The 18,142-nt window shown below is 71.1% G+C and carries 15 protein-coding genes and 1 pseudogene; 5 read left to right on the top strand and 11 right to left on the bottom strand.

The window, feature by feature from the left end; translation table 11 throughout:
- Nucleotides 1-339, top strand: a 339-nt coding sequence (locus ACWEN3_RS21135) for an RNA polymerase sigma factor (protein ID WP_452973089.1), incomplete at its 5' end; no start/stop codon positions are given.
- Nucleotides 323-844, top strand: coding sequence for a hypothetical protein (locus ACWEN3_RS21130; protein WP_452973086.1), 522 nt, complete (start codon nt 323-325; stop codon nt 842-844). The genes ACWEN3_RS21135 and ACWEN3_RS21130, both read left to right, overlap by 17 nt.
- Before the next feature lie 37 nt (nt 845-881).
- On the opposite strand, the gene ACWEN3_RS21125 is transcribed toward ACWEN3_RS21130, so the two are convergent.
- The 6 genes and pseudogenes from ACWEN3_RS21125 to glyA form a co-directional block, all read right to left on the bottom strand.
- Nucleotides 882-1,907 carry a proline racemase family protein gene (locus ACWEN3_RS21125; protein WP_452973083.1) on the bottom strand — a complete coding sequence of 342 codons (1,026 nt, stop codon included), beginning with the start codon at nt 1,905-1,907 and terminating at the stop codon, nt 882-884.
- Nucleotides 1,908-2,028: 121 nt separating this feature from the next.
- The gene (gene purU, locus ACWEN3_RS21120) at nt 2,029-2,883 is read right to left on the bottom strand and encodes a formyltetrahydrofolate deformylase (protein ID WP_452973080.1); all 855 of its coding nucleotides are present in this window, start codon (nt 2,881-2,883) and stop codon (nt 2,029-2,031) included.
- Nucleotides 2,884-2,938: 55 nt separating this feature from the next.
- Nucleotides 2,939-3,532 carry a sarcosine oxidase subunit gamma gene (locus ACWEN3_RS21115; RefSeq protein WP_452973077.1) on the bottom strand — a complete coding sequence of 198 codons (594 nt, stop codon included), beginning with the start codon at nt 3,530-3,532 and terminating at the stop codon, nt 2,939-2,941.
- A pseudogene (locus tag ACWEN3_RS21110) lies at nt 3,522-6,706 on the bottom strand (sarcosine oxidase subunit delta family protein). The gene ACWEN3_RS21115 and the pseudogene ACWEN3_RS21110 overlap by 11 nt, the downstream one beginning before the upstream one ends.
- A 26-nt stretch (nt 6,707-6,732) precedes the next feature.
- Nucleotides 6,733-7,986, bottom strand: coding sequence for a sarcosine oxidase subunit beta family protein (locus ACWEN3_RS21105; protein WP_452973074.1), 1,254 nt, complete (start codon nt 7,984-7,986; stop codon nt 6,733-6,735).
- Nucleotides 7,986-9,320, bottom strand: coding sequence for a serine hydroxymethyltransferase (glyA, locus tag ACWEN3_RS21100; protein ID WP_452973071.1), 1,335 nt, complete (start codon nt 9,318-9,320; stop codon nt 7,986-7,988). Before glyA ends, ACWEN3_RS21105 begins: the two co-directional genes overlap by 1 nt.
- A 101-nt stretch (nt 9,321-9,421) precedes the next feature.
- Here glyA and ACWEN3_RS21095 point away from each other — a divergent pair, with 101 nt between their 5' ends.
- The gene (locus ACWEN3_RS21095) at nt 9,422-10,075 is read left to right on the top strand and encodes a GntR family transcriptional regulator (RefSeq protein WP_452973069.1); all 654 of its coding nucleotides are present in this window, start codon (nt 9,422-9,424) and stop codon (nt 10,073-10,075) included.
- Nucleotides 10,076-10,147: 72 nt separating this feature from the next.
- On the opposite strand, the gene ACWEN3_RS21090 is transcribed toward ACWEN3_RS21095, so the two are convergent.
- The 5 genes from ACWEN3_RS21090 to ACWEN3_RS21070 all read right to left on the bottom strand — a co-directional run bounded on the left by ACWEN3_RS21090 (nt 10,148) and on the right by ACWEN3_RS21070 (nt 15,598).
- Nucleotides 10,148-11,182: a GntR family transcriptional regulator gene (locus ACWEN3_RS21090; protein WP_452973066.1), complete on the bottom strand. Its 1,035-nt coding sequence runs from the start codon at nt 11,180-11,182 to the stop codon at nt 10,148-10,150.
- 323 nt (nt 11,183-11,505) lie between these two features.
- A complete protein-coding gene (locus ACWEN3_RS21085; RefSeq protein WP_452973063.1) occupies nt 11,506-12,501 on the bottom strand; it encodes a substrate-binding domain-containing protein in 996 nt (331 codons plus the stop codon).
- Between the two features lie 47 nt (nt 12,502-12,548).
- Entirely contained in the window at nt 12,549-13,643 is a 1,095-nt protein-coding gene (locus ACWEN3_RS21080; protein ID WP_452973060.1) for an ABC transporter permease, read from the bottom strand.
- Complete coding sequence (locus ACWEN3_RS21075; RefSeq protein WP_452973057.1) at nt 13,640-15,229, bottom strand: sugar ABC transporter ATP-binding protein; 1,590 nt, start codon at nt 15,227-15,229, stop codon at nt 13,640-13,642. Before ACWEN3_RS21075 ends, ACWEN3_RS21080 begins: the two co-directional genes overlap by 4 nt.
- 225 nt (nt 15,230-15,454) lie before the next feature.
- Nucleotides 15,455-15,598: a hypothetical protein gene (locus ACWEN3_RS21070; RefSeq protein ID WP_452973054.1), complete on the bottom strand. Its 144-nt coding sequence runs from the start codon at nt 15,596-15,598 to the stop codon at nt 15,455-15,457.
- A 267-nt stretch (nt 15,599-15,865) separates the two neighbouring features.
- Here ACWEN3_RS21070 and ACWEN3_RS21065 point away from each other — a divergent pair, with 267 nt between their 5' ends.
- Both ACWEN3_RS21065 and ACWEN3_RS21060 read left to right on the top strand, forming a co-directional pair.
- Nucleotides 15,866-16,924, top strand: coding sequence for a LacI family DNA-binding transcriptional regulator (locus tag ACWEN3_RS21065; protein ID WP_452973052.1), 1,059 nt, complete (start codon nt 15,866-15,868; stop codon nt 16,922-16,924).
- 70 nt (nt 16,925-16,994) lie between these two features.
- Nucleotides 16,995-18,017, top strand: a complete 1,023-nt coding sequence (locus ACWEN3_RS21060; RefSeq protein WP_452973049.1) for a LacI family DNA-binding transcriptional regulator — start codon at nt 16,995-16,997, stop codon at nt 18,015-18,017.
- Nucleotides 18,018-18,142: the final 125 nt, after the last annotated feature.

Below are 18,142 nucleotides of genomic sequence, written 5' to 3'. Positions count from 1 at the left end.
GTGTCGGAGCCCCGGGGCTTCCTCTACGTCACGGCCGCCAACATCGTCCGGGACCACTGGCGCCGCCTGGAGCGCGAGCGCAAGGCCGTGCGTCGCGCCACCGTGGAGGCGTCCGTCCGCCCGCCCACCGAGCAGACCGACCCCTCGGTCCGCCTGCTCGTCCAGGCGCTCCCCGAACGACTGCGCATACCGACCCTCCTGCACTACTACGCTGACCTGCCGATCCGGGAGGTGGCCGTGCTGACCGGGCGCAAGGAAGGAACCGTCAAGGCCGACCTGCACGCGGCCCGCGAACTGCTCCGCGCCCACCTGAGGAGAAGCCTTGATCACATTCAATGACGACGGTCCGGACTTCGAACCCGACGACCCCCTCGCCGTCATCATGCGGCCGGCCTCCGAACAGCTCGCACCTCCCCCCGGCCGGTACGAGGAGGTCCGCCGTGGCGCGGCCCGCCGCCGCGTCCTGCGCGCTGCCGTCGCAGCCGGCGCGACCTGCACGGTCGCTGCCCTCCTCGCCATACCGCTGCTTCGCACCGCCCACCAGGACCCCGCCTCCCCGACGGTCCCCCTCGCTCCGCCCCCAGCGAGCAGCCCCACGGCCCGACCGACCCCGGCCGAGTCGGCTCCCGTGCGTGTCACCCCTCGCCCCAGCGCCCGACCCCCGACGGGTACGACGACCATTCCCACCCGCCCCCCGGCCACCACCGCCGAACCCTCCGCCGCCCCCTCGACAACCCTGACGGAACGCCGGCCCCCGACCCCCACCCCACGAGCGCGCACGGTGGCGCCGTCGACGGACCCGGCGCGCTCCGCGACCCCGTCCGCCGTCGCCACCCGCCCATGAACACGGATGCCGCTCGTCCAGGGTCCCGGACCGACGGTTACCGCAGGACGAAGCCGATGCCGAGGTCGTCACCCGGATCGAGCTCGAAGCGGTGCTCGCCGGTTCGGTACGCCGTCCCCGTGACCGCCGGGACGACCGCGGGGGAACCATCGGCGGTCGACTCCGCCACGACCCGCGCGTGGAAGCGGGTGCCGACGATCGAGTCGTGCACCAAGGTCCGTCCTGGGGTGAGGCGACCGGACGCCGCGAGGACCGCGACGCGTGAGCACGTACCGGAACCGCATGGGGAGCGGTCGACCTGGCCGTCGGCGAAGACGGTGACGTTGCGCTGGTGCGGATTGCCGTCCTCGTCGGTACCGAGGTCGTCGTACAGGATGGTGCCGTAGATGCCGCTGAGGCGGTCGTCGACGGGGTGACGGGCGTACTCGGTGTCGTTCAGCGCCCACTTCACCTCGCGCCCGACTGCGATGAGATCGGAGTAGCACTCGGGTGCGACGGTCAGGCCGACACTGTCCGCGCTCAGGTGGGCGTAGATGGCGCCACCGTAGCCGATGTCGACGACGACGTCGCCGCGCGTGGTCGTGACGGTGACGTGTTCGGCGAGCCGGTAGCTGGGGACGTTGACGAAGTCGACGCCGGTGATTCGTTCGCCTGCCGTGTGGACGCGCAGGGTGACCCGGCCCGAGGGGACGTCGATGACGACCGTGGTGACGCCGGAGGGGTCGCGGGCCACGCGGCCGGTCTGCACGGCCCAGACGGCGAGGGAGATGGAGCCGTGGCCGCAGGCCGTCGAGAAGCCGTCCTTGTGCCAGAACAGCACTCCGAAGTGGGCGCCCTCGTCGTCGGGCGGGGTGATGAAGCCGCCGTACATGTCGGCGTGGCCCCGGGGTTCGAAGCACAGCAGCTTGCGAAGGGTGTCCACGCGGGCGTCGCTGATGGCGAACATGCGGCGTTCGGCGACGGTGGCTCCTTCGACGGCGACCGGCGGACGGGGGACGATGCGGAACGGTTCACCGCCGGCGTGGTAGTCGACGGTGCTGATCGCCTCGAACTGGATCGCCAACGGTGCTCCTCGTGCCGTAGAGGTTTCGGGATGGCCGAGGAATGAGGTTCCCCCTGGGGCGGCCCGAATCACCCGACGACCCTGGCGACGCGGGCATGGCGTCGGCTCGGTGGTGTCAGGGTCAGCTGAAGACCACCGTTCGGTTGCCGTGGATCAGGACGCGGCCCTGGCAGTGCCAGTTGACGGCGCGGGCCAGCGCCAGGCGTTCGGCGTCGCGGCCGACGGTGACGAGTCGGTCGGGGCCGGCTCGGTGATCGACGCGGATGATCTCCTGCTCGATGATCGGTCCTTCGTCCAGGTCGGCGGTGACGTAGTGGGCGGTCGCGCCCACGAGTTTCACTCCACGGCGGTGGGCCTGGTGGTACGGCTTGGCCCCGGCGAAGCTCGGCAGGAAGGAGTGGTGGATGTTGATGGCCCGGCCTTCCAGCCGCTTGCACAGATCGTCCGAGAGCACCTGCATGTAGCGGGCGAGGACGACGAGATCGATGCGGTGTTCCTCCACCAGAGCCAGCAGCCGGGCCTCTGCCTGTGGCTTGGTGCCGGCCGACACCGGAATGTGCTCGAACGGCACGCCTTCGGCTGCCGCCAGCGGCTGGAGGTCTGGATGGTTGGATGCCACCAGGACGATCTCGGCGTCCAGGGCGTCGCTGCGCCACCGGTAGAGCAGGTCGGCCAGGCAGTGGTCGAACTTGGACACCATCACCAGCACACGCGGCCTGAGCGCGGCGCTCCTGAGCTGCCATTCCATCCCGAAGCCGGTGGCCACGGGCGCGAAGGTGTCCCGCAGCCGGTCCAGGGTCACCTCGGTGCCGGGGGCGGCGAAACTGGTGCGCAGGAACACGATGCCGTGGTCGGCGTCGTCGAACTGCTGGTGTTCGGTGATGTCGCAGCCGTGCCCGAGGAGGAACGACGTCACGGCATGGAGAATGCCGGGGCGCTCGGGGCAGCTCAGGGTGAGGACGAACTCGGTCTTCATGCAAGGCTCCTCAGCACTCGACGACGTCGAGGGACGGCGAAGACGCTGATGCTCATCAGCTGTTCTCCCGGTACTCCGCGCAGGCGTCGAGCAGCCAGGTCGCCACGTAGGACGCGAACGACGCGCGGACCAGCAGCCAGACGACGGATGCTCCTTCTCCTCGCACCACCAGGGTGACCGGGGCCTGCGCCAGCAGCGTGGTCGCACAGGAACCGGCGGGTGTCACCCGGGGATCCAGATCGATGGCACAACCCTGGGCCAGTACCGTGCGGACGAGGTGCCCGGACAGGGCCAGTGCGGTGCGCTGGGCCGAGACGTCGGTGACGGTGGCGGAGTCGTCGTCGCCGATGGCCGACCGCAGCCGGGCGAGCAGCTCGTGCCGCCGGCCGTCGGGAGCGACGAGCAGCCATTCGTCCGGGCCCGTCCACAGCGCCTTGACGTCGCCCGCCATCTCGGCGTGCACGGGATCCGGCAGCGTGATGCCGAGGCAGGCCTCGACGGCCTTCGCCGCGGGACTGCCGGGCTCCGCTCGCAGGGTGAGCTGGGTCAGGAAGGGCAGTTCCCGTACGTGGAGTCCGGTGGGCAGCTGCGCGAAGCCGTCCTGCCAGGCGGCCAGCGGGCTGAAGCGGGCGGGCGTCTCAACCGTCACGGCGGGTTCCCTCCTTGTCGAAGAGCACGGGGTCGGTCACGGTCACGGGGACGGTGCGGCCGTCCAGCGGGACGTAGAGGGTTTCACCGATGCGCTCGGTTCCCGAGCGCACCAGCGCGAGGGCGAATGTCCGTTGCAGGGCGTCGCTGCGGTAGCTGGACGTGACGTGGCCCAGCATGGGGACCGGTGGTTCCGGAACGCGGCTGGTGGCGATGATCTGGGCGCCTTCGGGCAGGAGGACCCGCTCGTCGGTGGGCAGCAGGCCCACGAGTTGCTTGCGGTCGTCGCGCTGGTTCTCCGCGCGGGCGAAGGACCGCTTGCCGACGAAGTCCGGCTTCTTCTTGGACACGACCCACGACATGCCCAGGTCCTGCGGGGTGATGGTGCCGTCGGTGTCCTGCCCGATGATCGGGTAGGCCTTCTCCGCGCGCAGCACGTGCATCGTCTCGGTGCCGTACGGGGTGATGCCGAACGAGCCGCCGGCCGTGAGGAGGGCCTTCCACACGGTGATGCCGTACCAGGCGGGCACGTTGATCTCGTAGGCGAGTTCGCCGGAGAAGCTGATGCGGCACACGCGCGCCGGTACGCCGGCGACGGTGGCGTCCTGCCAGGACATGAAGGGGAAGGCGTCGTTGCCGACGTCCAGGCCCGGAGCCACCAGGGCCAGCACGTCGCGGGAGCGGGGGCCGACCAGGGGGATCGTCACCCAGTGCTCGGTGACGGAGGTGAGGTGCACGCGCAGGTCGGGCCACTCCGTCTGCAGCCACTCCTCCATCCATTCGAGGACCTTGGCCGCGTTGCCGGTGGTCGTGGTCAGCAGGAACTCCTGCTCGGCCACACGGATCACCGTGCCGTCGTCGAGGGCCATGCCGTCGACGCCGCACATCACGCCGTAGCGGACCCGGCCCACCTTGAGGGTGCTCATCAGGTTCGTGTAGAGCCGGTCCAGCAGTACGCCGGCGTCCGGGCCCTGCACGGTGATCTTGCCGAGCGTGGAGCCGTCCATCATCGCGACGCCGGTGCGGGCGGCCCGGCACTCGCGCAGTACGGCCTCCTCCATGGTCTCGCCCGCCTGGGGGTAGTACCAGGGACGCTTCCACTGGCCGACGTCCTCGAACAGGGCGCCGTGTTCGACATGCCAGGGGTGCAGTGCGGTCACCCGGACGGGATCGAACAGTTCGCCGCGGTTGCGGCCCGCGAGGGCGGCGAAGGCGACCGGCACGGCGGGCGGGCGGAAGCGGGTGGTGCCGAGGTCGGCGACGTCGACACCGAGCGCCTCGGCGACGATGCCCGAGGTCATCACGCCCGAGGTGCGGCCCTGGTCGTGGGCGGTGCCGATCGTGGTGTAGCGCTTGACGTGCTCCATCGAGCGCAGGCCCGCCCCGGTCGCCCGCAGCACGTCGGAGACGAGGGCGTCGCGCTGGAGGTCGACGAACTGGTGGGAGCCGTCCTGGGTGTCCTGCGGGCTCGGGACCCGCCAGAGCACCCGGGTGGGCGCTCCGTCCGGGAGCGGGGTGGGAGACGGCACGGCGATCAGCCGGCCGGTCCTGCCGAGGGCGGTCAGAGCCCGCCGGGCGGCGTCGACGCCGTCGGCGAGGCAGCCGGCGAGGGTGAAGGTGCCGCCGGCCGATCCCGCCGTACGGACGGTGTCCGGCCCGTGTGCGGGTACGAAGGCGCCGGTTGCGGCGTCGTAGCGCAGCGTGCCGCGGGCCTGGCTGAACAGGGCCACCGCGGGGTTCCAGCCGCCGGAGACCAGCAGCAGATCGCAGTCGACGCCCTGCCGTTCGCCGAGGCGTCCCTGGCTGAAGGCGGCGACGTGGGCACGGGAGACGCGCTCGATGCCGCTGGTGCCGGTGACGACGTGACCCGCACGAAGGTCGATGCCGCGTTCGGCGCATGCGGTGCGCCAGTGCGCCGGCACCTCTTCGCGAGCGTCGATCACCGCGGCGATCTCCACGCCGGCGTCGGCCAGTTCGAGTGCCGCCGGATAGGCGCTGTCGTTCGTGGTGAACATGACGGCCCGCCGCCCGGGAAGCACGCCGAAGCGGTTGAGGTAGGTGCGCGCCGAGCCGGCCAGCATGATGCCGGGGCGGTCGTTGTCGTCGAAGGCGACCGGGCGCTCGTAGGCGCCGGTGGCGTACACGACCTGCTGGGCACGGATGCGCCAGATCCGCTGCCGGGAGACGTGGGCGGGAGCCGCGGCACCGAGGTGGTCCGTGCGCTTCTCCAGGGCCAGGACGAGTCCGTCGTCGTAGTGGCCGAAGGCGGTGGTGCGGTGCAGTACCCGGACGTCGGCGCAGGAGTCGAGCTCAGCGGCGACATCGCTGACCCACTCGGTCGCCGGTGCGTCGTCGAGCAGCTCCTGGCTGCCGAGCAACGACCCGCCGGGCTGCGGGAGTTCGTCGACCAGGATCACGCGGACTCCCGCCCTGGCGGCCGCCAGGGCGGTCACCAGTCCCGCTGGGCCGGCGCCGACGACCAGGAGGTCGCAGTGGGCGTGCATGGTGTCGTAGCGGGCGGAGTCCGGCCGGCTGCTCAGCTGTCCCTGGCCGGACAGGCCCCGGGCGACGAGGCCGTCGTACAGCTCCACGGTGGTGGCGGTGAGCATGGGCTCGGGGAAGGGGGCTTCGATCTGTACGAGCGCGTTGGGCTCTTCGGCTCCGGCGGCCAGGACACCGCGCGGCCGTCCGTACTTGATGCTGTCGGCCACGTGGTGCACACCGTTGGCCAGCAGGGCCGAGGCCAGCGTGTCGCCGGGGTGGCCGGTGTAAGTGGTGCCGTCGAAGACGAAGGAGAGTGTGGTGTCGCGGTCTGTTCGACCGTGGCCGCGGGCACGGAACGGGTTGTTCATCAGCTGGCCTCCATGCCCGTGCGCCGCTGTGCGGCGGGTGCGGTGCTCGTGGTGAGGGGGCGCTCGGCCCGGATGTCGTAGACCGCGAGGAACTCGTGGGTGACGGTGTCGCGCAGGGCGTTGAACCAGCGCCGGCAGCCGGCCGCGTGCACCCACCGCTCGGCGAACGGGCCCTTGGGGTTGTCCCGGAAGAAGACGTACTGGGCCCACTGCTCGTCATCGAGCGCGTACGGGTCGTCGGGGTAGGCGACGTGTGCCTGGCCGCCGTAGTGGAACTCGACTTCCTCGCGCTCACCGCACCAGGGGCAGGCTATGAGCTGCATGTGGATCTCCTTGGCTGGGGCGGTGGTCAGTGGGCGACGGCGGCCGCGCCGTGCTCGTCGACCAGGGCGCCGGTGGTGAAGCGGGAGAGGGTGAAAGGCGCGTTGTAGGGGTGCGGTTCGCCGGTGGCGATGGTGTGCGCGTAGCACCAGCCGACGCCCGGCGTGGCCTTGAAGCCGCCGGTGCCCCAGCCGCAGTTGAGGTAGAGGTCCTCGACGGGGGTCAGGCCGACGATGGGGGAGGCGTCCGGGGTGACGTCGACGATGCCGGCCCAGGTGCGCAGCATGTGGGCGCGCGCGAAGACGGGGAAGAGCTCCAGTGCGGCGGCCATCTGGCGCTCCAGGATGTGGAACGCTCCGCGCTGTCCGTAGCCGTTGTAGCTGTCGATGCCGGCGCCCATGACGAGCTCGCCCTTGTGGGCCTGGGAGACGTACACGTGCACGGCGTTGGACATCACCACGGTCGGGTGCACGGGCTCCAGCAGTTCCGAGACCAGTGCCTGCAGCGGGTGGCTCTGCAGGGGAAGCCGCAGGCCCGCCATGGACGCCAGCACCGAGGAGTGCCCCGCGCCCGCGAGGGCGACCTTGCCGGCGGCGATGCGGCCCCGCGTGGTCCGCACCCCGGTCACGCGGCCGCCCTGGATGTCGAGGCCGGTGACTTCGCAGTCCTGGATCAGGTCGATGCCGTAGTCGTTGGCCCTGCGGGCGAATCCCCAGGCCACGTAGTCGTGCTTGGCGATGCCCGCGCGCGGCTGGTAGGTGGCGCCGAGCACCGGATAGCGCACGTCGGAGGAGATGCTGACGATGGGACAGACCTTGGCGACCTCGTCCGGCTCCAGCCACTCGGCGTCGATGCCGTTGAGCTGGTTGGCATAGACACGGCGCTTGCTGTCGCGGATGTCCTGCAGGCTGTGGGCGAGGTTGAGCACGCCGCGCTGGCTGAAGAGGATGGGGTAGTCGAGGTCCGCTTCGAGGGTCTCCCACAGCTTCAGCGAGTGCTCGTAGATGCCGGAGCTCTCGTCCCAGAGGTAGTTGGAGCGGATGATGGTGGTGTTGCGGGCCATGTTCCCGCCCGCGAGCCAGCCCTTCTCCAGTACGGCGACATTGGTGATGCCGTGGTTCTTGGCCAGGTAGTAGGCCGTGGCCAGGCCGTGCCCGCCGCCACCGACGATCACCACGTCGTACGACGGCTTGGGGTCGGGGTTGCGCCACAGGAAGTCGGGGTGGTCGGGCAGGACGTCGCCGGGAGACGGGCGGGCGGGAGCGTTGTCGCGCGGATGCATCACTGAGCAGCCTCCTGGGCCACGAGCTGCGGATCGGCGGGGTACAGCGGGAAGCGGTCGGTCAGGGCCCGGACGCGTCGGCGCAGCGAGGCGGCGATCCGGTCGTCGAAGCCGGGCAGGAATGCCGTGGCGACGATGTCGGCGACCTCCGTGAACTCCTCCGCCCCGAAGCCGCGCGCGGCCAGTGCGGGGGTGCCGATGCGGACACCGGAGCTGATCATCGGCGGGCGCGGGTCGAAGGGGACGGCGTTGCGGTTGACGGTGATGCCGATCCGGTGCAGCCGGTCCTCGGCCTGCTTCCCGTCGAGTTCGGAATGGCGCAGGTCCACCAGCACCAGGTGCACGTCGGTGCCCCCGGTCAGCACGCTGACTCCGGCCGCCTCGGTGTCCTCGGCCAGCAGCCGTTCGGCCAGGATCGCCGCTCCTTCCAGGGTGCGGCGCTGACGGTCCGCGAACTCCGGCTGGGCGGCCATCCTGAAGGCCACGGCCTTCGCCGCGATGACGTGTTCGAGGGGGCCGCCCTGCTGGCCCGGGAAGACCGAGGAGTTGATCTTCTTGGCGAGTTCGGCGGTGGACAGGATCACGCCGCCGCGGGGACCGCCGAGCGTCTTGTGCGTGGTGGTGGTCACGACATGCGCGTGAGGTACCGGCGAAGGGTGCAGTCCGGCGGCGACCAGGCCCGCGAAGTGGGCCATGTCGACCATGAGGTAGGCGCCGACCTCGTCCGCTATGCGGCGGAACTCTGCGAAGTCGAGCCGGCGCGGGTAGGCCGACCAGCCGGCCACGATCAGCTTCGGCCGGTGCTCGTGGGCCAGCTTGCGGACCTGCTCCATGTCGATGCGGTGGTCGTCCTCGCCGACCTGGTAGGCCACCGCCTGGTACAGGCGCCCGGAGAAGTTGATCCGCATGCCGTGCGTGAGGTGGCCACCGTGCGCCAGGTCCAGCCCCAGGATCGTGTCACCGGGCTGGAGGAGGGCGGCCATGACAGCCGCGTTGGCCTGCGCGCCGGAGTGGGGCTGCACGTTGGCGGCCTCGGCGCCGAACAACTGCTTGACGCGGTCGATCGCGATCTGCTCGACGGCGTCGACGTGCTCACAGCCGCCGTAGTAGCGGCGTCCGGGATAGCCCTCGGCGTACTTGTTGGTCAGCACCGATCCCTGGGCCTGCATGACCGCGAGCGGCGCGAAGTTCTCGCTCGCGATCATCTCCAGAGTGCCGCGCTGCCGAGCCAGTTCCGCCCCGATCGCCGTCGCGATCTCCGGGTCGAAGTCGTCGAGCCGAACGCCGAGAACCGCGGCTCGGGCCGCCTGCTGGTCGGGGGTGGGGGAAGTCATGAGAACTCCCTGGTGAGCGACTGAACGTCGACTGATATATCAACCTGCTGTTGCGCTACGCTAAGAGGACGGATCGGGTCGCGTCAAGGGAGGGCCCCGCGGTGAGTGCGTCGACCGACGCTGGTCAGGGCGGTGGAACGCTGGCCGACCAGGCCTATCGCTCCATCTCGGACCGTCTGGTGACCCTCCGGATCCGCCCTGGGGAGCCCGTCAACGACGAGCGGATCGCCGCCGAACTCGGTTTCGGGCGCACCCCCGTCAGGGAGGCCCTCAAGCGGCTGGAGCACGAGCGCCTCATCGTCGCCTACCCCCGGCGCGGAACCTTCGCCACCGAGGTGCAGATCGCCGATCTCGGACACATCTCAGAAGTCCGCAAGCAGCTCGAACCCCTCGCCGCGGGCATGGCAGCCCGACGCGCCGGCGAGGGCGACCGCGCCGGCCTCGACCGGCTGCTCACACAGCTGGCGGACGCGTCCGACGGCGGCACGGACCTCATCCGGCTCGACATGACCGTGCACCGCGCCATCTACGCCGCGACCCGGAATCCGTACCTTGAGGACACCCTGATCAGGTACGACAACCTGGCCACGCGGATCTGGTGCCTGTTCCTCGACCGGCTGCCGGGCCTGGCGGGCCACGTGCACGAGCACGGGCCCCTGCTGCGCGCCGTCATCGACGGCGACGCGGAGAAGGCCGCAGCCCTTGCCGCGGGACACGTGGAAGGGTTCGAGGCAGCGGTCCGCAGCGTCATCTGACGCTCGTCCCGTTCCCCGGAGGCGCGCTCGGCCGTTCCTGCGTCAGGGGCGTGACCGTGCCCGTCGACGGAGTCAGCGCGCCGCGCCCCGCGGTTCCCCCGGACGAAGGCGAGGCCTGCCTGCCAAGGTCGTCCAAAGATGCGGGGCGACGTCGTCCTCCGGGAGCTGGGCGATCATGTACCGGACGCAGCGCTCGATCTTGACCCGCCACAGACGGGCCGCCTCGTTCCCGTCGGCGTCGCACAACGCGTCGTGGACGGCCGCGTCCTCGTCGGTGATGGTGTCGCAGGCCTGGCTGTAGTCCATGTCCAGGACCGTGACGAACATGCGCAGACGGGCCGTGAGGCGTTCGAAGGTCGTCGCGGCCTGCGGCAGGTCCGCGATGCGGGCGAGGGCGTCCTGGTACCTCAAGTCGACTTCGCGGATGCGGAGATGGTCGTTGTCCCTGGCGGCTGCGCGGACCTCCGCCAGGGCCGCCGAGGCCGGGGCGAGGTTCTCGCGGCCGAGCATGGCGATGCGGCGCATGAGCAGTGCGCCGAGGCTCGCGCGCAGGGCGTAGAGGTCGAGTACGTCCTTCGCCGTGACAGCGGGCACCGCGGTCGCTCCGCCGGGCAGGAGGTCGAGCATGCCCTCCTCGGCCAGAGCGTGCAGGCCCGCGCGCACCCCCCGGCGTGACAGGCCGAGGCGGAGCGCGAGCGGGGCCTCCCGGACCCGGTCACCGGGCCGGTAGCCGCCGGTGAGAAGGGCCTCGCGCAGCAGACCGACGACAGGGTCGAGCGTGAGGGGGGCGCCGGGCGGGAGGTCGGGGGATGCGATCTGCGCCGCCCTGGGCGGGGCGTGAGGGTCGCGGGCGCGCACATCCTGGGCGTTCGAGTCATTGTCAGGGCCGCAGATGGCCGGGTTGTCGTACGACGGGCGCGGAGCGGCGATCCGAGTGAAGGCGGCCGCGGAGGAGGTCCAGGTGCTGGACCAGGTCAGCAGCGCGTCGCGGAGGCGGGGCAGGCCGGGCGTGACCTCACCCGGGAACTGGGCATGGGCGGCGAGCAGACGTCGGGCCTCTTCGGTCCACGCCTCCGGGCTCGGTGAGCTGCTGGGCTCCTCGACCAACCTCGGGGCCGTCGATCTGACGGGCCTCCTTGCCCGCGAGCGCCGGGCAGTGGTGAGCAACGAGGACGGTTCGTTCGAGTTGTTCCGCATCGGCGACGCGGTGGCGAGCAGGAACGTCCACGCGGCGATGCTGGATGCGGCCCGCCTCTGCCGAACCGTCTGAGGGGCCGGCCCACCAGGACGGTGGGCCGGCCCGACCACAGCGACGTCGACGAGTACTCCACACGCAGCCACCTACGGCAGGCCCACTCGTGGTGGCGTCGGCTGCGCCGGCCGCTGGGCAACCGCGCCGGCCAGAGTCCCGGGTGCGGGGTCGGCCGGGATCAGCCGAGCTTGGTGGACATGTCGTACTGCTTGTAGACGGCCGCGGCGTTGTCCTTGGTGATCCTGGTGGTCTCCAGCGTCTCGCGCTTGCTGACGGCCTTTCCGTTCGCGATGGCCTCGGCGGCGGCCGCCGCCTGCTGGGCGCCGGTCGGGTAGATGAACGTGGTGTACATCTGGCCGAGTTGTACGGCGCGGATGCCCCCGGTCGGGATGGCGAGGCCGTCGATGCCGACGAACTTCATGTCGCCCGCCTTGCCCGCGCCGCGGGCCGCGAGGACGGCGCCGAGGGCCATGTCGTCGTTCTCACCGTAGACGAGATCGATCTTCTGGCCCTGGGCGAGCCACCGCTGCGTGATCGCGGTGGCGTTGGCCTTCAGCCACTTCGCCTCCTGGTGGAAGCCGATGGTGATGTGGTGTCCGGCGATGGCGTCTCTGAAGCCCTTGTCGCGGTCGATCTGCGGTTGGTCGGACAGGGTCCCCTGCAGCTCGGCCACGTTGCCGCCGTGCGGCAGAGCCTGCACCGCCGCCTCACCGGCGAGCTTGCCGATCTTGTAGTTGTCGCCGCCGATGAAGGACGTGTAGCAGTCGGTGTTCACGGTGCGGTCCAGGACGATGACCGGGATGTGCGCGGTGCAGGCCTGCTGCACCGCGGCGGTCAGCGGGGCCGGCTCGTTGGGCGAGAGGATCAGGACGTCGACCTTCTGCTGGATGAAGTTCTGCACCTGGCTCACCTGGGTGGCACTGTCCTGGTGCGCGTCGGCGACGGGCAGCAGCTTGAGGTCCGGGTACTTCTTGACGAAGTAGGCGAGCTGCGCGTTGAGCTGGGCGCGGTACGGCTCGGCGTTGTTGGACTGGGAGTAGCCGACCACGAACGTTTTCTTGCCGCTGCCCGGGCCGGCCGCGGTGGACGGCGCGTGGGCGGAGCAGGCGGTGAGGCCGGCCGTGGTGGCGAGGGCGGCGGCGACGGCCACACAGGTGCGACGGCGCAGGGACACAGGAGACTCCTTGTGCGGGTGAGGGTGAGTGGTGGTGCGGAGGAAGGTCAGGAACGGGCGCGCAGCCGCCGCAGCGGCTCGGCGAGCGGCTTGAGGAAGCCCGGCCGCTGCAGCACGACCGCCACGACGACGATCAGGCCCTTGATGATCATCTGCATGTTGTCGCTGATCGCGTTGAGCCCCAGGACGTTGTCCAGCAGGGTGAGGATCAGCGCGCCGACGGCGGTGCCGGTGATGGTGCCCTTGCCGCCGGCCAGGCTGGTGCCGCCGATGACGGCCGCGGCGATGGCGTCCAGCTCGTAGGAGGTGCCGGCCAGCGGGTCGGCCGAGGCGCTGTACGCGGCGTCGATGGGACCCGCGAAGCCGGCCAGCAGGCCGCAGAGCGTGAAGACGGTGATGATCACCAGACTGACGTTGACCCCGGAGAGCCGGGCGGCGGTGGGGTTGCCGCCCACGGCGTACACATGCCGGCCGAACCGGGTCCTGGAGAGCAGGAGTTGTACGACGACGCAGACCGCGACGAACGCGATCACGGGGTAGCCGATGCCCGCGACCAGAGTGTGGCCCGGAGTGCCGAGAGCGGCGAACGCGGCGGCCTTGGGGGTGAGATGGCCCTGGGGGTCCACCAACTGCACGCCGACGGCGACGTTGTTGCTCATCTGCCGGTCGACGCCGCGCACCACGGAGAGCATGGCCAGGGTCATCACGAAGGACTGGACGCGCAGCCAGGTGGTGCCGATCCCGTTGAGGAAGCCGAAGAACGCGCCGACCAGGGCGCACAGCGGGACGATCGCCCAGGGCGACAGGCCTTGGTGGACCAGCAGCATCGCCGCCGTCATGGAACCGATGCCCAGCACCGAACCCACGGACAGGTCGATCCCCGCGGTGAGGATCACCAGGGTGACGCCGACCGCGAGGATGCCGCGCGAGGCGAAGGCGGTGACGGCGTTGGTGAGGTTGTCCTGGTTCCAGAAGATCTGGCCCTTGGTGGCGATGCCCACGGCGACCACCAGCAACAGGCCGACGTAGCTCTGCAGCGAACCGAGTGAAGGCACGGCCCGGGACAGGCGCTCGCGCAGCGTCTGGACAGACTCGCCGGTCCCGGCCGCGGTGTCCCGGGCCGGTGGGAGTGTCTTGCTCACTTCTCTGCCTCGTTCCCGTCCGCCGGTGGTCCGGCCACAACGTTCTGCCGTGCCATCGCCGCAGTGAGGATGGCCTCCTGGGTCGCGGCCGGCCCGCGGGCCGGGTCGCGATGGAACTCGCCGGTCAGCCGCCCCTCGCAGAGCACGATGATCCGGTCGCACATGCCGATCAGCTCCGGAAGCTCGGAGGAGACGGCGATGATCGCGGTGCCCCGGGCGGCAAGGGAGTCCATCAGGGCGTGGATCTCCGCCTTGGCCCCGACGTCGATGCCCCGCGTCGGTTCGTCGAGCAGCAGCACCGAGGGCTCGGTGAGCAGGCACTTGGCCAGCACCACCTTCTGCTGGTTGCCGCCGGAGAGTGTGCCGACCACTGCGTCCAGGCTGTGCGTCTTGGTCCGCAGCTCCCCGACCTTGCCGGCCGCGGCGGCCTTCTCCCGGCGGGCGTCCACGGTGCGCCACGGCCTCAGGTAGCGGTCGAGGGCGGCGAGGGTGGTGTTGAAGCGCACCGTGTTGCCGATCACCAGGCTCTGCGCCTTGCGGTCCTCGGCGACCAGCGCGATGCCCTTGCGGATCGCCGTACGCGGGGTGTGCGGGGTGTACGGGCGGTCGTTCAGCGTGATCTCGGCGCGGACGTGGTCGCCGGCCCCGAAGAGGGACTCCAGCACCTCGCTGCGCCCGGCACCCATCAGACCGGCGACGCCGAGGATCTCCCCGGCCCGGACCTCGAGGTCCACCGACCGCAGTGGCGTGCGGGTGCTGGAGGGCAGGGGAGTGCTCGTCAGGCCCTTCACCCGCAGCCGTACCGGGCCGTCGGATCGCTGCTCCGGAGCCCTGGGGAAGAGTTCTCCCAGGGGCCGTCCGACCATCAGCCGCACCAACTCGGAGCGGTCGGTGCCGGCCACCGGGCGGCGGCCCGCGAAGGTGCCGTCGCGCAGCACGGTCGCCGAGTCGGCGATCTCCTCCAGCTCCTCCAGCCGGTGGGAGATGTAGATCAGCCCGACGCCGCGGGCCGCCAGCCGTCGGATGACGGCGAACAGCCGCTCCACCTCCGCCTCGGCGAGCGCCGACGTCGGCTCGTCCAGCACCAGGATCCGCAGGGTGCCGTTCAGCGCCTTGGCCACCTCGACGAGCTGCTGCTCGGCGATGCGGCAGTCGCGGACCAGCCGCTGCGGGGGCAGGTCGAGGCCGAGGTCGGCCAGCAGCTCCGCGGTGCGGGCGTGCATGGCCGCGCGGTCCAGGGTGCCGCGTACGGTGCGCAGTTCGCGGCCGAGAAAGAGGTTGTCGGACACGGACAGCTCGGGGACCAGGTTCAGCTCCTGGTGGATCATCGCGATGCCGTGCTGCTGGGCGTGCTTCGGTGAATGGATCCGCACCGGTTCGCCGTCGATCTCGATGGTGCCCTCGTAGTCGGCGTGCACGCCGGCGAGGATGTTCATCAGCGTCGACTTGCCGGCGCCGTTCTCGCCGAGCAGCGCCACCACCTCGCCGGGATGGACGGTCAGTTCGACGTCGCTGAGCGCCCGGACGCCTGGGAACGCCTTGCTGATGCCCCGCATGCGCAGCAGGGCGGGCGGTACATCGTTCATGTCGCGCCGTCCGCGTTCATCCGCGCCATCGCGGACCTCCCATGTGTTACGCAGGTGAAGAGTCAGGAATCGACTTCGTGGACCCGGCGAGGCCGGGGATGAGATGCGGGCGAACCGGGCCGGGCCGGCCGGCCCGGCGCCGACCGGGTTTCGCCCCGCGACGCCGCCGACGGCGCGAGGTCTGCGCCTGGCATGGGCCGAGAACCTGTTCGCCGTCCGTCGCGCCTACGGTGTGGCGCGACGGCTCCCGCGGCCTGCCGTCGGCCTCGGCCTCGAGGACAGCTGCTGCACGGCGCGGATGACGTGCTCGGCGGTGTCCCGCTGGACCGAGTTCCGGCCGTAGGAGAGGGACAGGCCAGTACGTGCCATGAAGTGGCCTCCGGGTGTTGCACAGGAAATCGATTTCAAGAACCGTCAGGCCAATCGACCCCGGTTGAGAGATGTGTTGGCTTGGAGTGGGCCGCTGTACAGCACGGCGAGCCCGGCCGGATTCTTGAAATCCTTTTCACAGGAACGTAGGGTCTGCCTCCGAGGGTGTCAAGAGTCGCGTACGAGTCGGGCGACGGGAGGGGAGTGGCGCCGCTCGTGCCCCCTCACAAGCGCGGCCCCGTGGCCGAGGAAGGGGTCGGAGGACCGATGACGACGATCAACGACGTGGCCCAGGCCGCCGGGGTCTCCCCTGCGACGGTCTCGCGGGTCCTCAACGGGGGCCGCGTCACGGCCGAGCGTGCCGAACGGGTCCAGCGCGCGGCGGCCGAGCTCGGCTTCGCACCCAACCGGGTCGCCCGTTCGCTGCGCACACAGCGCAGCAGCGTCATCGGGCTGATCATCCCGGACATCGAGAACCCGTTCTTCACCGCGCTGGCCCGCGGCGTCGAGGACGCCGCACAGCGGACCAATCTCTCGGTGGTCCTGTGCAACACCGACGAGGACGTCGACAAGGAACGGCGCTACCTGGACATCGCGGTCGCGGAGCAGATGGCGGGCGTCATCGTGGCCGCCGCGTCCCGCAGCCGCACCGACCTGTCCGCCCTGGAGAGCCGCCGTATCCCGATGGTCGCCGTGGACCGCCGTCCGCGAGGGGCCGGAGTGGACGCCGTGTTGGTGGACAACGAGGAGGGCAGCGAGGCGGCCACCGCGCACCTGCTGGCCCGCGGCTACCGGCGGATCGCCTGTATCACCGGCCCGCAGGGCGCCTCCACCTCCGACGAGCGGCTGGCGGGTTACCGCCGGGCGCTCCGGGAGTTCCTGGGCGAAGACCCGGGCGCCGCGCCCGAGGGCGTGGACCTGCTGCGCGACTACACCCGCCACGCCGACTTCAAGGTCGAGGGCGGCCGCAGCGCCATGGCCGACCTGCTCGCGGCGCGTCAGCGGCCGGACGCGGTCCTCGCGGCCAACAACCTGATGGCCGTCGGGGCGCTGCAGGCGGTGCGCGAGGCCGGTCTGACACCACCGGAGATCGGGGTGCTGTCGTTCGGCGAGGTGCCCCGGGCGCCGTTGATGCGTCCCGGCCTCACCACGGTGCGACTGCCCTCGTACGACCTGGGGTGGACGGCTGCGGGTCTGCTGCTGGACCGCATGGCGGGGAAGGGACAGCCGCTGCGCACGGTGGTGTTGCGCAGTTCCCTCCAGGTCGGGGAGAGCACCGCCGGGCCGGCGAACCGCGGCTCCCGGGCGGCGCGCAGGAGGCGGTGAGGCGACCGCCCTCGTGGATGAAATCCATTTCAGCGACGGGTGTAGGGTAAAGAACACCCACGGTGAAAGGATGCGGACCCAGGTGGTGACGATCCAGGACGTGGCGCGAGCCGCGGGAGTTTCCCCGGCGACCGTCTCGCGAGTCTTCAACGGCGGCAAGGTCACACCGGCACGTGCGCTGTCCGTGCGAGAGGCCGCGGAAGCCCTCGGCTTCGCGCCCAACCGGCTGGCGCGGTCGCTGCGCAAGCAGCGTTCCAGCGTGATCGCCCTGATCATCCCGGACATCGAGAACCCGTTCTTCACCTCGCTCGCCCGCGGCGTCGAGGACGCCGCGCAGCGCACCAGCCTCTCGGTGGTGCTGTGCAACTCCGACGAGGACGCCGACAAGGAGCGCCGCTACCTGGAGGTGGCGCTCGGTGAGCAGATGGCGGGCGTGATCGTGGCCGTGGCCTCCCAGGACGAGACGGACCTCGGGCCCCTGATCACCCGCGGCGTGCCCGTGGTCGCCGTCGACCGCCGGCCGGGCGACGCCGAGGTGGACGCGGTCATGGTCGACGACCGCCACGGTGGCGAGGTGGCCACCCGCCACCTGTTGCAGGCCGGCTACCGCAGGATCGCCTGCATCACCGGGCCCGAAGGCGCCTCCACGTCCGAGGAACGCCTGGCCGGCTATCGCGCGGCGCTGAACGCCGGACGGGACGGTGGGGCCGTGGCCGACGACGCCTACGTACGGCACGCCGATTTCCGTGTCGAGGGCGGCCGGGCGGCGATGCGCGATCTGCTGGCGATGCCCGAGCAGCCCGATGCCGTGTTCGTCGCCAACAACCTCATGACCATCGGCGTCCTCGACGCCCTCGACGAGGTCGGCCGCACGCCGCCCGGCATCGGGGTGCTCTCCTTCGGCGACGTCCCCTGGGCGTCGCTGGTCCGCCCGTCGCTGACGGCCGTCGAACTGCCCTCGTACGATCTTGGGCGCACCGCGGCCGACCTGCTGCTGCAGCGCATCGAGGGCGGCTCCCTGCCGTTGCAGACCGTGGTGCTGCGCACCAGGCTCCAGGTCAGGGAGAGCACCGCCGGGCCCGCCGGGGACTGACACCCGGACCACCCCTGGCCGACGACGAAGGTTCGGCGTCGTGCCGCCGGAGGTCCGCGCAGCCGGCGAGCAGATACTCGGCGGCGTCGAACTCGCCCCGCTCCAGCAGTTCCTCGCACACGACG

This window comes from Streptomyces sp. NPDC004561 (genome assembly GCF_053602155.1).
The sequence above is the reverse complement of the archived record's forward strand: the minus strand, read 5'-3'. Positions and strand labels throughout refer to the sequence as shown.

Coding starts and splice junctions, on each gene's coding strand:
- purU (WP_452973080.1), bottom strand. CDS start 2,883: ATGAAGACCGAGTTCGTCCTCACCCTGAGCTGCCCCGAGCGCCCCGGC.
- ACWEN3_RS21060 (WP_452973049.1), top strand. CDS start 16,995: ATGCGGACCCAGGTGGTGACGATCCAGGACGTGGCGCGAGCCGCGGGA.
- ACWEN3_RS21075 (WP_452973057.1), bottom strand. CDS start 15,229: ATGAACGATGTACCGCCCGCCCTGCTGCGCATGCGGGGCATCAGCAAG.
- glyA (WP_452973071.1), bottom strand. CDS start 9,320: ATGACTTCCCCCACCCCCGACCAGCAGGCGGCCCGAGCCGCGGTTCTC.
- ACWEN3_RS21065 (WP_452973052.1), top strand. CDS start 15,866: ATGACGACGATCAACGACGTGGCCCAGGCCGCCGGGGTCTCCCCTGCG.
- ACWEN3_RS21070 (WP_452973054.1), bottom strand. CDS start 15,598: ATGGCACGTACTGGCCTGTCCCTCTCCTACGGCCGGAACTCGGTCCAG.
- ACWEN3_RS21105 (WP_452973074.1), bottom strand. CDS start 7,986: ATGCATCCGCGCGACAACGCTCCCGCCCGCCCGTCTCCCGGCGACGTC.